The sequence below is a fragment of the Anaerotignum sp. genome, from assembly GCF_045122575.1.
Classification (GTDB): Bacteria; Bacillota; Clostridia; order Lachnospirales; family Anaerotignaceae; genus Anaerotignum_A.
In genome coordinates this window covers 13153-28195 of record NZ_JBGVHV010000057.1, presented here as the reverse complement: position 1 = coordinate 28195, position 15043 = coordinate 13153, and the positions used below count along the sequence as shown (strand labels likewise).

At 47.0% G+C, this 15043-nt stretch carries 12 protein-coding genes and 1 riboswitch; of the genes, 2 read left to right on the top strand and 10 right to left on the bottom strand.

Going from position 1 to position 15043, the window contains the following annotated elements:
• Positions 1 to 353 (bottom strand): RidA family protein (locus ACJMLT_RS02715; protein ID WP_405726211.1); only part of this gene is annotated, 353 nt, incomplete at its 3' end.
• Between the two features lie 231 nt (positions 354 to 584).
• On the opposite strand from ACJMLT_RS02715, the gene ACJMLT_RS02710 reads away from it, so the two are divergent.
• Positions 585 to 2180 carry a peptide chain release factor 3 gene (locus ACJMLT_RS02710; protein WP_405726208.1) on the top strand — a complete coding sequence of 532 codons (1596 nt, stop codon included), beginning with the start codon at positions 585 to 587 and terminating at the stop codon, positions 2178 to 2180.
• A 122-nt stretch (positions 2181 to 2302) separates the two neighbouring features.
• Here the strand turns inward: ACJMLT_RS02710 and ACJMLT_RS02705 are convergent, their stop codons facing one another.
• The 9 genes from ACJMLT_RS02705 to purE form a co-directional block, all read right to left on the bottom strand.
• A complete protein-coding gene (locus ACJMLT_RS02705; protein WP_405726220.1) occupies positions 2303 to 2632 on the bottom strand; it encodes an SdpI family protein in 330 nt (109 codons plus the stop codon).
• A gap of 62 nt (positions 2633 to 2694) precedes the next feature.
• Positions 2695 to 3732 (bottom strand): threonine aldolase family protein, encoded by a 1038-nt coding sequence (locus tag ACJMLT_RS02700; protein ID WP_405726205.1) that lies wholly within the window; start codon positions 3730 to 3732, stop codon positions 2695 to 2697.
• 122 nt (positions 3733 to 3854) lie between these two features.
• The gene (locus tag ACJMLT_RS02695) at positions 3855 to 7556 is read right to left on the bottom strand and encodes a phosphoribosylformylglycinamidine synthase (protein ID WP_405726217.1); all 3702 of its coding nucleotides are present in this window, start codon (positions 7554 to 7556) and stop codon (positions 3855 to 3857) included.
• The gene (gene purD, locus ACJMLT_RS02690) at positions 7556 to 8818 is read right to left on the bottom strand and encodes a phosphoribosylamine--glycine ligase (protein ID WP_405726202.1); all 1263 of its coding nucleotides are present in this window, start codon (positions 8816 to 8818) and stop codon (positions 7556 to 7558) included. The genes ACJMLT_RS02695 and purD overlap by 1 nt, the downstream gene beginning before the upstream one ends.
• Before the next feature lie 22 nt (positions 8819 to 8840).
• On the bottom strand, positions 8841 to 10025 hold the full coding sequence (locus ACJMLT_RS02685; protein WP_405726199.1) for a phosphoribosylaminoimidazolecarboxamide formyltransferase: 1185 nt from the start codon (positions 10023 to 10025) through the stop codon (positions 8841 to 8843).
• 136 nt (positions 10026 to 10161) lie between these two features.
• The gene (locus ACJMLT_RS02680) at positions 10162 to 10887 is read right to left on the bottom strand and encodes an IMP cyclohydrolase (RefSeq protein WP_405726196.1); all 726 of its coding nucleotides are present in this window, start codon (positions 10885 to 10887) and stop codon (positions 10162 to 10164) included.
• A gap of 117 nt (positions 10888 to 11004) precedes the next feature.
• Positions 11005 to 11610 carry a phosphoribosylglycinamide formyltransferase gene (gene purN, locus ACJMLT_RS02675; RefSeq protein ID WP_405726193.1) on the bottom strand — a complete coding sequence of 202 codons (606 nt, stop codon included), beginning with the start codon at positions 11608 to 11610 and terminating at the stop codon, positions 11005 to 11007.
• Positions 11603 to 12640 (bottom strand): phosphoribosylformylglycinamidine cyclo-ligase, encoded by a 1038-nt coding sequence (gene purM, locus ACJMLT_RS02670; protein WP_405726190.1) that lies wholly within the window; start codon positions 12638 to 12640, stop codon positions 11603 to 11605. Before purM ends, purN begins: the two co-directional genes overlap by 8 nt.
• A gap of 104 nt (positions 12641 to 12744) precedes the next feature.
• Positions 12745 to 13239, bottom strand: coding sequence for a 5-(carboxyamino)imidazole ribonucleotide mutase (purE, locus tag ACJMLT_RS02665; RefSeq protein WP_405726187.1), 495 nt, complete (start codon positions 13237 to 13239; stop codon positions 12745 to 12747).
• Positions 13240 to 13319: 80 nt separating this feature from the next.
• Positions 13320 to 13423: riboswitch (ZMP/ZTP riboswitch) on the bottom strand.
• Between the two features lie 200 nt (positions 13424 to 13623).
• Between purE and ACJMLT_RS02660 the strand changes: the two genes are divergently transcribed.
• Positions 13624 to 14892, top strand: a complete 1269-nt coding sequence (locus ACJMLT_RS02660) for a dihydroorotase (protein ID WP_405726184.1) — start codon at positions 13624 to 13626, stop codon at positions 14890 to 14892.
• Positions 14893 to 15043 lie beyond the last annotated feature (151 nt).

Below are 15043 nucleotides of genomic sequence, written 5' to 3'. Positions count from 1 at the left end.
ACTTCGCACAGAACGTTTTTAGGCAGTGTTTTTACTGCTACGCAGGAACGTGCGGGTTTGGATGTGAAGTATTTGCCGTAAACTTCGTTGAATACAGCGAAATCACCCATATCAGCCAGGAAGCATGTTGTTTTGATTGCGTCTGTGAATGTCAGACCGTTTGCTTCCAGAACTGCGGACAGGTTCTTCATAACCTGTTCAGCCTGAGCTACAACGTCGCCTTCGCCAACGATGTTACCTGTTGCGGGATCCAGAGCGATCTGGCCGGATGTAAACAGGAAGCCGTTTACTGCTACTGCCTGAGAGTAGGGACCTACTGCTGCGGGTGCTTTATCTGTGTTTGTAAATTTCATTGTCATTACCTCCAATTAAATTGAAATGCATTAGTAAACCTAACAGTATTATTTTAGTCCAAAGACATTTTAGAGTCAATGTGTTTTCGGAAGAAACAAAAAATTTTACTTCTGCCCCACTTTTTTTGTATCTTTATATTCCATTTTTCCATATTTTCGGGTAAAATAGAAATATTGTGTACGTAACTAATTTTACATTGAAATAAAAATCGATCAGAAAGGAAAAATGGTATGAGCAACAATTCTCAGGCAATTCAGAAACGTCGTATTTTCGGTATCATCTCCCACCCCGACGCGGGTAAAACAACACTGACAGAAAAACTGCTGCTGCACGGCGGTGCCATCCGCGAAGCCGGTACAGTAAAAGCAAGAGGCAAAAACAAATTTGCAAAATCCGACTGGATGGAAATCGAAAAACAGAGAGGTATTTCCGTTACTTCCTCCGTTATGCAGTTTGAATATGATGACAAGGTCGTTTCCATCATGGATACTCCCGGTCATAACGACTTCGGCGAAGATACTTACCGTATCCTGACATCCGTAGACAGTGCGGTCATGGTAATCGACGCAGCGAAAGGTGTGGAAACACAGACAGTAAAACTGTTCAAGGTTTGTTCCATGAGACAGATCCCCATCTTCACATTCATCAACAAACTGGACCGTCAGTCCAAAGATCCTCTGGAATGCATGGCCGATCTGGAAGATGCGCTGGGCCTGCCCTCTACAGCAGTGACATGGCCCATCGGCAACGGTCTGACCTTCGAAGGCATCTATGACAGACTGGAAAACAAAGTATATCTTTATAAACAGAAAAACGGTGTCGTGGAACTGGGTGCAAACGGCGTATTCGGTGATGCACTGGAAGGCGTGATCTCTCAGGCAAATCTGGACATCCTGCGTGATGAAATGGAACTTCTGGATGGTGCCGGCAATGCATTTGATCTGGATGCCATCAAAGCAGGCGAACTGTCCCCTGTATTCTTCGGCTCCGCTCTGGCAGACTTCGGTATCACTCCCTTCCTGCATCATTTCCTGGAATGGTCCCCTGCTCCCGGTGTCAGAAAAACAACAACAGGCGAAGTAGCGCCTACAGATGATTTCTTCAGCGGCTTCATTTTCAAAATCCAGGCAAACATGAACCCCGCGCACCGCGACAGACTGGCATTCTTCCGTGTCTGCTCCGGTACATTTGAAAGAGGCATGAGCGTAACCCTGTCCAGAACAGGCAAAACAATGAAACTGAGCCAGTCCACACAGCTGATGGCCAATGACCGTGAAACGGTAGAAACAGCCATTGCAGGTGATATCATCGGTATTTACGACAGCGGTAACTTCCAGATCGGTGACACACTGACAGACAGAAAAGAAAAACTGTTCTTTGAACCTCTGCCTACCTTCCCTCCCGAACTGTTCTGCCGTGTACGTCCTGTGAACTCTCTGAAAGCGAAACAGTTCCAGAAAGGCGTACAGCAGCTGGCACAGGAAGGTGCGATCCAGGTATACCACAACGAATTCAACGATGTGATTCTGGGTGCTGTAGGTCAGCTGCAGTTTGAAGTATTCCAGTACAGACTGGAAAACGAATACAACTCCGAAATCCGTATGGAACCTCTGGAATATCAGGTAGCAAGATGGGTTGCACCTGGTTCTCCCAAGGATGTTAAGGATTACGTTGTACCCAGAAGCACACTGGTTTACGATCATTTTGAAAGACCCATCCTGCTCTTTGCGAACCAGTACACACTGAACAACTTCATGCAGAAGAACCCTGAAGTGAAGTTGGTAGAAGCACTGGAAGTAGACGATACAGAACATCTGGAAGCTTAACTCTGGGACTCTGTCCCCGAGGCCCCTGCTCAGGGGATAATCCCCTGAGAACCCTAGTCGTCTGCGACGCAAATAAATAACAAATACAACAAAACCCCGACTGAAACCAGTCGGGGTTATTTTTATTGTTCTTTTTTCATGCCATATTCATCGAAGTTTTTACGAATGGCTCGTTCTGTCAGAGGAATGGTCAATACCAGAACCAAACACTGCATCATCACAAGGATACCGCCCCAGATACCGATGGTATCAATATCTTTTCCCCTTAACACATACATACATGTAAGAGAAACAGGCGCTATCACTGAACCAAACCGCATCCAGAGCCATCCACAATATTTATGGGCAACCTCCCAAGTCTGGCTGTTTTTCATGGAACGCTTTGTTCGATATCCATATATACTATTGATTTTTTTCGGTGGTTTATAATAAAACACACATCCAAACACCATCATGGTCACTGGCACAAGAAGTACCATCAACAACATGAAAAACCAGAAATCATGCATTCATATCACATCTTTTCGATATCGGAAATCAGTTCCTTTACATTTTCTTCCTGTGTAGCCCAGCTTGTGCAGAAACGAACTGCAGAATGTGTTTCCCCTACTTTGCACCAGAAGGAGAAGGCATATTTTTCAGCCAGTTTATCCATCATTTCATTCGGCAGGATGGGGAACTGCTGGTTTGTCTTGGAGTCAAACAGCATTTCGATGCCCTTTGCTTCGAAAGCACGTCTGATCTTCATTGCCAGACCAACGGCATGTTCTGCCACTTCGAAATACAGGCCGTCTTCGAACAATGTTTCGAACTGGATCCCCAGCAGTCTGCCCTTTGCCAACATACCGCCGCGCTGTTTAATCAGATAACGGAAATCTCTTTTCAGCGCGGGGTTTACGATCACAACGGCCTCCCCCATCATCGCGCCTACTTTTGTACCGCCGATATAAAATACATCTGCCAGATTTGCAATATCATTCAGTGTATAATCACAGCCCTCTGCAGCCAGCGCATAGCCCAGTCTTGCGCCGTCAATAAACAGAGGCAAACCACATTTACGACAAGTTGCACTGATCGCTTCCAGTTCTGCTTTTGTGTATGTAGTACCGTCTTCTGTGGACTGAGAAATATAAACCATACCGGGCTGTACGATATGTTCGTGCGTTTCATCGTTCCAGTGAGCATCATAACCATTCTGGATCGCTTCCGCTGTCAGTTTGCCATCCTGCGTGGTAGGCAGAATGATGACCTTATGGCCTGTTGCTTCAATAGCACCTGTTTCATGCACATTCAGATGACCGCTTTCTGCACAGAATACCCCCTGATGAGGACGCAGGATGGATGCGATAACCGTCATATTTGCCTGTGTGCCGCCCACCAGAAAATGCACATCTGCATCTTCTCTGCCGATAGCTTCTTTGATCATCGCTCTCGCTCTGTCACAGTGGGGATCAACACCGTAGCCTGCAGTCTGTTCCATATTTGTTTCCATCAGTCTGTCCAGAATTCTGGGATGCATGCCTTCCGCATAGTCACATTCAAAACGAATCATATTTATTTCCTCCTGTATTTCAGCAAGTACTTACGTTTTTCACTATTTATTTATCGTACCATCAATTCTCCTTCTTCGCAATAAAAAAAGGAGTGGCTTAGCCACTCCTTTTATAAGGTTTCTTATTTGTAGTACTCAACCATGGATTTGAACAGTTTCATATCGTAGTTGCCTGCAACGTTCTGGTACAGACCATCGCCGATACGTTCTGCATGACCCATTTTACCCAGTACACGACCATCAGGAGAGATCAGACCTTCGATGGCATGTGTGGAGCCGTTAGGGTTGAACTGGATGTCGTTTGTAGGCAGACCGTTTCCGTCTACATACTGTGTCAGAATCTGACCTTTTGCTGCCAGATCCTGTACCATCTTGTCATCCATCAGGATACGGCCTTCCCCGTGGGAGATAGGTACATTGAAGATATCGCCTGCACTTACATTTGTCAGCCAAGGAGATTTTTCAGTTGCCAGTCTGACACGAACGATCTTGGACTGATGTCTGCTGATTGTGTTGTAAGACAGTGTAGGACATGTTTCATCTGTATCGATGATTTCGCCGAAAGGAACCAGCCCCAGTTTGATCAGCGCCTGGAAACCGTTACAGATACCGATCATCAGACCGTCTCTTTCATTCAGGTGTTTTGCAACTTCTTCCTTGATTTCAGGGTTACGGAAGAATGCTGTGATGAATTTTGCAGAACCATCGGGTTCGTCACCACCGGAGAAACCACCGGGAATGAAGATTGTCTGAGACTGTTTCATTTCTTTTGCGAAACGTTCGATGGAATCAGCAATTGTCGCTGCGGACAGGTTGTTGATAAAAAAGATGTTTGCTTCAGCACGTGCTCTTTCTACTGCTTTTGCGGAGTCGAATTCGCAGTTTGTGCCGGGGAATACAGGGATCAGTACACGAGGTTTTGCAACGGATGCTTTCGCCTTGTATGTGATACCTTCTGCTTTTGTTGTGAATGCAGGGATTTCTGCCTTTTCTTCTGCAGCAGCTGTGTTCATAGGGTAGATTTCTTCCAGTTTATTTTCATATGCTGCGAAAATATCTGCCAGCGCGATGCTGTCTGCACCATAAACGATGGCGTCGCCGCCTCTTGTACCCAGAACGATGCCAGCTTCTGCGTCTTCTGTCAGTTCCAGAACGAATGCACCGTAGTTATAGCCGAAGATGTCTTCTTTTCTTACGCCGTCAGCGTAGGTAAAGCCGATATCGTTACCCATTGTCATTTTCAGGATTGCTTCTGCAACGCCGCCCAGTGTAGGTGTGTAAGCAGCTGCAACCTTACCGCTTCTCATCAGAGCTGTTACCTGATCGAACAGTGCTTTCAGGCTGTCTGTAGTAGGCAGACCTTCTGCATCATATTCGGGTTTCATCAGAACCACTTTATGACCTGCAGCCTTGAATTCGGGAGAAACGATGTTGTTGATGCTGTCTGTTGTTACTGCGAAGGAAATCAGTGTAGGAGGTACATCGATATCTTCGAAGGAACCGGACATGGAGTCCTTACCGCCGATGGCAGCGATTTCCAGACCTTTCTGTGCCATGAATGCACCCAGCAGAGCTGCCAGAGGTTTACCCCAGCGTTTTGCATCTTTACCCAGTTTTTCGAAGTATTCCTGGAAGGACAGGTAAACTTCTTTGAAGTCTGCACCGGTAGCGATCAGTTTTGCAACGGATTCTACCACTGCCAGATATGCACTGTGGTAAGGGCTCTTTTCTGCGATAAAGGGGTTGTAGCCCCATGCCATCAGGGAACATGTTGTGGTATCTTTCTTTTCTACGGATACTTTATTTACCATGGCCTGGATGGGTGTTTTCTGGTTTTTGCCGCCGAAAGGCATCAGAACAGTGCCGGCACCGATGGTGGAGTCGAAACGTTCGGACAGACCTCTCTTGGAGCAGATATTCAGATCCTGAGCCAGTTCCATGTAGCCTGCTTTGAAATCAGCGGGGATTTCTTTTGCGAATGTTTCAGGGGCAGCAGGAGCAACATCGATGTGTTTTTCCGCACCGTTGGAATCCAGGAACGCTCTGGACAGGTGAACGATCTGTTTGCCGTTCCATGTCATTTTCAGTGTAGGTTCTTCTGTTACCCTTGCAACAACGGTTGCTTCCAGGTTTTCCATGAATGCCAGTTCTTTGAATCTTTCCACGTCTGCTGCAGCAACTACAACTGCCATTCTTTCCTGAGATTCAGAAATTGCCAGTTCTGTGCCGTCCAGACCGTCATATTTTTTAGGTACTGCGTTCAGATCGATTTCCAGACCATCTGCCAGTTCGCCGATAGCAACGGAAACACCGCCTGCACCAAAGTCGTTACAACGTTTGATCAGTTTGGATGCTTCTGCGTTTCTGAACAGTCTCTGCAGTTTTCTTTCTTCGGGCGCGTTACCCTTCTGAACTTCTGCGCCGCAGCTTTCCAGAGATTCCATTGTATGGGATTTGGAGGAGCCTGTTGCACCGCCGCAGCCGTCACGGCCTGTTTTGCCGCCCAGCAGGATGATGATATCGCCGTCTTCGGGACGTTCTCTGCGTACATTTTCCGCGGGAGCCGCTGCGATTACCGCACCAACTTCCATTCTTTTTGCTACATAACCGTCGTGGTAGATTTCATCTACCTGACCTGTTGCCAGACCGATCTGGTTACCGTAGGAGCTGTAGCCTGCTGCTGCAGTCTGTACGATGGTTCTCTGAGGCAGTTTGCCTTTCATTGTTTCAGATACAGGTTTCAGAGGGTCAGCTGCACCTGTTACGCGCATTGCTGCGTAAACATAGGAGCGACCGCTCAGAGGGTCACGGATGGCACCGCCGATACATGTTGCTGCGCCGCCGAAAGGTTCGATTTCTGTGGGATGGTTGTGTGTTTCATTTTTGAACAGCAGCAGCCATTTCTGTGTTTCGCCTTCCACGTCAACGTCGATTTTTACGGTACAAGCGTTGATTTCTTCGGATTCATCCAGACCATCCAGTTTGCCTTCTTTTTTCAGCAGTTTTGCAGCGATGGTACCAATATCCATCAGGTTGATGGGTTTTGTTCTGCCGATGGATTCTCTTGCTGCGATGTATTCGTTATATGCGCTCTGCAGCAGTTCATCCTCGAATTTTACGCTGTCGATGGTTGTGTTGAATGTTGTATGACGGCAATGATCGGACCAGTAAGTATCGATCATCTTGATTTCTGTGATGGTAGGATCTCTGTCTTCGCTCAGGAAGTAAGCCTGACATACTTTGATGTCATCCAGATCCATAGCCAGACCCATATCTTTTACGAATTTATCCAGACCTGCTTCGTCCAGTTTGATGAAGCCTTCCAGTGTTGCTACTTCTGTAGGGATTTCATACTGTACGTCCAGTGTTTCGAAAGTATCCAGTGTTGCTTCTCTGGATTCTACGGGGTTGATCAGGAATTTTTTGATTTCCACTACATCCGCATCTGTCAGTTCGCCGTACAGAACGTATACCTTTGCAGATCTTACCAGAGGTCTGTCCTGTTTGGAAATGATCTGGATACATTCTGCTGCGGAAGCTGCTCTCTGGTCAAACTGACCAGGCAGGAATTCCACTGCAAATGTCACTGCGCCGTCTGTGGGCAGTTCTGTCAAGAGGTCATCCAGCTGGGGTTCGGAAAATACTGTGTTTGTGCAATAGTCGAACAGTTCTTTATCCAGACCTTCTGCGTCATATCTGTTCAGAAGGCGCAGACCTGTCAGACCTTTGATGCCCAGCAGGTTATTGATTTTGCTTCTCAGGCCGTCAGCTTCTGCTGCCAGGCCTGCTTTTTTTTCTACATAAATTCTATAAACCATACTTATTATACCTCCGCCGCAAGGGCTTTTTTACCGATATCGTTTCTATAGAATGCGTTGTCAAATTTCACTGTTTTCACAGATTCATAAGCTTTTGCAACGGCTTCGGGCAATGTATCCGCAATTTCTGTCACGCCCAGCACACGGCCGCCGTTTGTCAGCAGTTTGCCGTCTGCTTCCTTTGCACCTGCAACGAAGATGAGGCTGTCATCTGTGGGCAGTGTGATTTCAAAGCCTTTTTCATAGCTTTCAGGATAGCCTGCGGATGCCATGATGACACAGCATGCAGCCTTATCACTGAATTTTACTTCTACTTCTGCCAGTCTTTCTTCTGCAACTGCCTGCATGATAGTCAAGAGATCGCTTTCCAGCAGAGGCAGAACTACCTGTGTTTCGGGGTCACCGAAACGGCAGTTATATTCAATTACTTTAGGGCCGTTTGGTGTGATCATCAAGCCGAAGAAGATACAGCCTTTGAATGTACGGCCTTCTGCTTTCATAGCTTCCATGGTAGGAACGAAGATTTTTTCCATACATTCCTGCGCCACTGCTTCTGTATAGAAGGGGTTGGGAGCAATGGTACCCATACCACCTGTATTCAGACCCTTGTCGCCGTCTTTTGCTCTCTTATGGTCCATCGCGGAAATCATGGGAACGATCACTTTACCGTCTGTAAAGGACAGAACAGAAACTTCGGGGCCTGTCATGAATTCTTCGATGACGATATGGTCACCGGAAGCACCGAATACTTTATCTGCCATCATGGAACGAACCGCATCCTGTGCCTGTTCTTTTGTTTCCGCAATGATAACACCTTTGCCCAGTGCCAGACCATCGGCCTTAATGACTGTGGGGATAGGTGCTGTTTCCAGATATGCCAGCGCTTTTTCCATATCGTCAAATACTTCATAAGCCGCTGTAGGGATACCGTATTTTTTCATCAGGTCTTTGGAGAAAACCTTGCTGCCTTCCAGAATAGCAGCCTTTTTATCGGGGCCGAAGCAAGGGATGCCTGCTTCATTCAGGGCGTCTACCATACCCAGCACCAGAGGATCATCGGGGGCTACTACTGCGAAGTCGATGGCATTTTCCTTTGCGAAAGCCACAACGCCTTCGATATCCTTTGCGCCGATATCTACACAAGTTGCATCTTTTGCGATACCGCCGTTACCGGGCAGTGCATACAGTGCTGTTACTTCAGGATTTTCTTTGATTTTTTTGATGATAGCGTGCTCTCTGCCGCCACCACCGATCACCATTACTTTCATTTGTAAGTCTCCTCTCGGAAAATTAGTGGTGGAACAGTCTCATGCCTGTGAATGCCATTGTCATGCCAAATTTGTTGCATGTAGCGATAACATTGTCATCACGGATGGAGCCACCGGGTTCTGCGATATAGCTTACGCCGCTTTTTGCTGCTCTTTCGATATTATCACCGAAGGGGAAGAATGCATCGGAACCCAGCGCAACGCCTTTGATGGTTGCCAGATATGCTTTCTTTTCTTCTCTTGTCAGAGGTTCGGGTTTTTCAGAGAACAGTGTCTGCCATGTGCCTTCTGCCAGTACATCTTCGTAGTCATCGGAGATATATACGTCGATGGTATTATCTCTGTCGGGTCTGCCTACTGTAGGCAGGAAAGGCAGGTTCAGCACTTTCTGGTGCTGTCTCAGGTGCCAGATATCTGCTTTGTTACCAGCCAGTCTTGTGCAGTGGATTCTGGACTGCTGACCTGCGCCAACGCCGATAGCCTGACCGTCTTTTGCAAAGCATACAGAGTTGGACTGTGTATATTTCAGAGTGATCAGCGCAATGATCAGATCGCGTTTTGCTTCTTCGGGCAGTTCTTTGTTTTCTGTTACGATATTTTCCAGCAGGGCTTTGTTGATTTCGAAGTTATTTCTGCCCTGTTCGAATGTGATACCGAATACCTGTTTTACTTCCTGTACTTCAGGAACGTAGTTGGGGTCGATCTTTACGATATTGTAGTTGCCGTTTCTTTTGGATTTCAGGATTTCCAGTGCTTCGTCTGTATAGCCGGGAGCGATGATACCGTCAGAAACTTCTCTTTTGATCAGTCTTGCTGTTGTTTCGTCGCAAACATCGCTCAGAGCGATCCAGTCACCAAAGGAGGACATTCTGTCTGTACCTCTTGCTCTTGCGTAAGCCAGTGCCAGAGGGGATTCATCCAGACCTTCAATATCATCTACGAAGCAAGCCTTTTTCAGGTCATCGCTCATGGGTGTACCAACAGCTGCGGATGTGGGAGAAACGTGTTTGAAGGATGTTGCTGCGGGCATGCCCAGTGCTTCTTTGATTTCCTTTACCAGCTGCCAGCTGTTGAATGCATCCAGAAAGTTGATGTAGCCGGGTCTGCCGGAAAGGATTTCGATGGGCAGTTCCTTGTCACCGTTCATGTAGATTTTTGCGGGTTTCTGGTTGGGATTACAACCATATTTCAGTTCAAACTCTTTCATTGGTATTACTCCTTTCTTCGTAAGGGACGCTGTCCCTTACAATCCCTGCCAAGGGAGTCACTCCCTTGGAACCCGATTGGCAGGAGCGTACGCTCCTGCAAGGGTATTCTTTAATGTTTAGTAATGAAACAAGTAATTAAGCGTTTTTATTGATCATGCGATTTTCTACTTCGCCTGTTTTCAGGTCAACGAAACGAACATAGATGGAAATTTTGTTCTGTTCGTTCAGGTTTGTCCAGATTTCTTCCAGCCAAGCATCGATATCATTGGGAACAATGGTTCTTTCAGGCTCACCGCAGAAAGTAGGCAGAGGATTGCCGTCGCCCATGTATGTATGGATGAAGTGACCAACACCTGCCAGTGCTTTATAGGAATATGTGAATCTGTTGCATGCTGTACCTTCTGCATCTGCAGATTTCAGGATGGACATTTTATATGTGAAGTCACCATCAGCGAATGTAGCCATACCGCTGATTCTGGGTGTCCAGTTAGGGCCATCGGGTTCGAATTCTCTTGTTTCCAGAGCATCTTCGAAGGATTTGCCTTCTACTACGAAATCTCTGATGGTATCTGTCTGGTCGCCGTTTGTAACGATCAGTTTGCCGTCCAGTTTACGAACGGGAGCATAGATGATCAGAGAAGGATCTTCCACTTTGGATTCATCAAAGGGATAGATCATTACATCTTCGCCTTCTTCTCTGAATACACGGTTACGACTGTTTTCGCTTCTGCCCATGATGAAGTATGCAAAAGCAGCTTTGGTGCCGTCTTCTGTTTTACCGATGACGATACCACGGCCCACATAAGGGTTGTCTTTTACCAGATCTTTCATTGTATCTTTATGATAAACATTCATGGTCATTTATCCTTTCTTATTTACTATACAATAAGTTTTTCCGCACAAAGCATCGCTTTGTGCAAATCGGGTTGAGGGGGTGACCCCCTCGCTGGGAGATTGGGAGGGACAGAGTCCCCTGAATTAAGCCTGAAGTTTTTTCGCAACCAATTCCACAGCCTGAGGCAGCAGGATCCATTCCGCCTGTTCCATAACTCTTTTCTGCAGCACTTCTGCTGTATCGCCTTCCTGAATTTCCACAGCTTTCTGCAGGATGATCTCACCGCCGTCGGGAATTTCATTGACATAGTGTACTGTCGCGCCTGTCACCTTCACACCGTATTCCAGCGCCGCTTCATGGACACGCAGACCATAGAAGCCCGCGCCGCAGAAGGAAGGGATCAGGGAAGGATGTACATTTACGATGCGTTTGGGAAATGCAGAAGTGAAGTTTTCGCTGAGGATCGTCATAAAGCCTGCCAGAACGATCATATCGATGCCCTTTTCCGCCAGAACGCCTTTCACCGCTTCTTCGTAAGCGATCTGAGATTCATAATCCTTACGTTTTACTACTGCGGAGGGGATATTGTTTTCCGCCGCTCTTGTCAGAGCGTAGGCTTTGTCGTTGCTTGCCAGCACCAGTGCGATCTCGCCGCTGGGGATCTCCCCTCTTTTGGAGGCATCGATCAGCGCCTGCAGGTTTGTGCCGCCGCCGGATACGAATACGGCGATCTTTGTTTTCTTATTCAATCACAACACCTTCTTCGGAAGCGATGATTTCGCCCATGATGTAAGCATCTTCGCCGTTTGCTTTCAGGATTTCGATGGCTTTTTCAGCGTCTTCCTTCGCTACAACAACGGACATACCAACGCCCATGTTGAATGTATTGAACATATCTCTTTCGGGGATGTTGCCTTTTTCCATGATCAGTTCGAAGATGGCAGGTGTACGCAGAGATGCTTTATTGATTTTTGCACCAAAGCCTTTAGGGATGGATCTGGGAATATTTTCATAGAAACCGCCGCCTGTGATGTGGGAAACAGCTTTTACTGTTACTTCTTCAAACAGTGCCTGCATGGGTTTTACATAGATTTTTGTAGGGGCCAGCAGCGCTTCACCGATGGATTTGCCGCCCAGTCTTTCCAGAGGAGTTTTGATGTCAGCATTTTCTACATCCAGCGCACGACGAACCAGAGAGAAACCGTTGGAGTGAACACCGCTGGAAGGCAGAGCCAGAATCACGTCGCCTTCTTTGATTGTTTTGTTGTTCAGGATTTTGTCTTTGTCTACAACACCTACAGCAAAGCCGGCCAGATCGTATTCATCTTCGGGATAGAAGCCGGGCATTTCTGCTGTTTCGCCGCCGATCAGAGCTGCACCGGACTGTACACAGCCTTCAGCCACGCCGCTAACGATGGCAGCTACTTTTTCGGGGAAGTTTTTGCCTACCGCAATATAATCCAGGAAGAACAGAGGTTTTGCGCCAACACAGATGATATCGTTTACACACATTGCTACGCAGTCGATACCTACTGTATCATGTTTGTCCATCAGGAACGCCAGTTTCAGTTTTGTACCAACGCCGTCAGTACCGCTTACCAGTACGGGTTTTGTGATACCTGTCATATCCAGTTCGAACAGACCGCCGAAACCGCCGATATCACCCATAACACCCGCAGACATTGTTTTTGCGATGTGTGCTTTCATCAGTTCTACTGCTTTGTAACCAGCTGTGATATCTACGCCGGCAGCTTTGTAACTTTCGCTGAAGCTTTTCATGGTTGTTTCTCCTCTCTCTTGGCTTTCGCCTTTTCCTTGTATGTTTTAACGTTGATTGTTTCCTTATTTTAATAACGCGATCTGTCCGACCGCTTTCTGCAACTTTATTTTGCGTATTTTGCAACCAGAGCAGCATCTTTTTCCAGAACCTTTGCCGCTGCTTCCGCTCTTGCCGCATCCAGTTTTGCAGCCAGTTCTCTGTCTTCCACAGCCAGGATCTGAATTGCCAGCAGTGCAGCATTTTCAGCACCGTCGATCGCTACTGTAGCCACAGGCAGACCGCTGGGCATCTGTACTGTGGAAAGCAGTGCATCCAGACCATCCAGTGTAGAGGATTTGATAGGGATACCAATTACAGGAAGTGTTGTATTGGCTGCCATGGCACCTGCCAGATGGGCTGCTTTGCCCGCTGCTGCGATGATCGCACCAAAACCATTTTCTCTTGCGCCTTTTGCAAATCCACTTGCTTCCACAGGTGTTCTGTGGGCAGAATAAACGTGTGCTTCAAAGGGCACGCCGAATTTTTCCAATGTAGCCATTGCTTTTTCCACTACAGGCAGATCGCTGTCGCTGCCCATAACGATACCAATTTTCTTCATGGGTTACCTCCTAATAATTGTTTTCATGTTTTGTGTACAGACGAAAGAAGGGCAGTCCTACTCCGTATTTTTTTGGAAAACAGGACTGCCCAGACGGTCGGCTCAAGCAGTTCTGTGCACTGCTTCTTTCCGGTTCTTTGCTCCCCTGTGGTCACCCACTCTTCCGTCAGTCACAAAAAACCGCACAAATTTACATTCTCAGTCTAACATAACGATTTTACGGTGTCAATAAATTCCACAACGTACCGTCTCACGACACCTTGTAGTATATGCCATCTCAAAACACACAATATCTTGACATAAAACCACCTTTATGATATAGTATTGAAGATTTAGATAAAATTTAATTTCTGACCCAAATCGCGAACGAAAGGAGAGATCACTTTGAACTATATTTTGACGAACGCAAACGTATTTGTTCAGGGCAATTTCATGAAATCCAACGTATATATCGCCAATGGTATCATCAGCGAAATTTCCAACCGTGCGCCTCAGGGTGAGTGCCCCGTTTTTGATATGGACGGTTTGTTTGTATTTCCCGGTTTTATTGATGTTCACGTACATCTGAGAGAGCCGGGCTTTTTTTATAAAGAGACCATCAAAACAGGTACTTTGGCAGCAGCTCACGGCGGCTACACAGCAGTCTGCTCCATGCCAAACCTGAACCCCACCCCCGACTGCATGGCAAATCTGGAACCTCAGCTGAAGGCTATCCGCGAAACCGCCTGCATCGAGGTCGTTCCTTACGGTACGATCACCATTGGTGAAATGGGCGAAAAAATGGCGGCTTTTGACGAAATCGTTGAGCATGTTTGCGCCTTCTCTGATGACGGACGCGGTGTGCAAAACGACGAAATGATGTGTCAGGCAATGAAAAAAATCAGCGGTTACAACAAAATCGTTGCAGCCCACTGCGAAGACAACAGTCTCCTCCATGGCGGCTACATCCACAAGGGTGCTTATGCAGAAGCCCATGGCCATAAAGGCATCTGTTCCGAAAGCGAATGGAAACAGATCGAAAGAGACCTGAAACTGGTAAAAGAAACCGGGGTAAAATATCACGTCTGCCACATTTCCACCAAGGAAAGTGTCGCTCTGATCCGTCAGGCGAAAAAAGACGGTCTGGATGTGACCTGCGAAACCGCCCCCCACTACCTGACCATGAATGATTCCATGCTGCAGGAAGACGGCAGATTCAAAATGAATCCTCCGATCCGTTCTGCAGAAGACCAGAAAGCACTGATCGAAGGGATCCTGGACGGCACCATCGATATGATCGCAACAGACCACGCACCTCATTCTGCCGAAGAAAAGAGCAAAGGTCTGGAAAAGAGCATGATGGGTGTTGTAGGTCTGGAAACAGCCTTCCCCGTGCTTTATACCGAGCTGGTGAAAAAAGGAGTTCTTTCCTTAAATAAACTGATCGATCTGATGCATACTAATCCCAGAAACCGTTTTGGCGTAGGCTCCGCTCTGGAAGTGGGACAGCCCGCCAGCCTGACTGTGTTCGATCTGGAAAAAGAATACACCATCGATCCTGAAACCTTCCTGACCATGGGCCGTGCTACTCCTTTCAAAGGAAACACCGTATGCGGTGCATGCAAAATGACCATGTATAAAGGCAACATCGTATGGGCGGAAGAAGGTCTGTAAAAGCAGACATTGACCGCTTTCGGGCGAAATAGCTCGCTTTTCAGAACTTATGGAGTGAAACGACCGAAAAACACGCAGTGTTTTGAGGTTCCGCCCCAAATAACCAAGCAATATCGTATGGCAGGTAAAGCGATTCTTCCAACAGAATCCC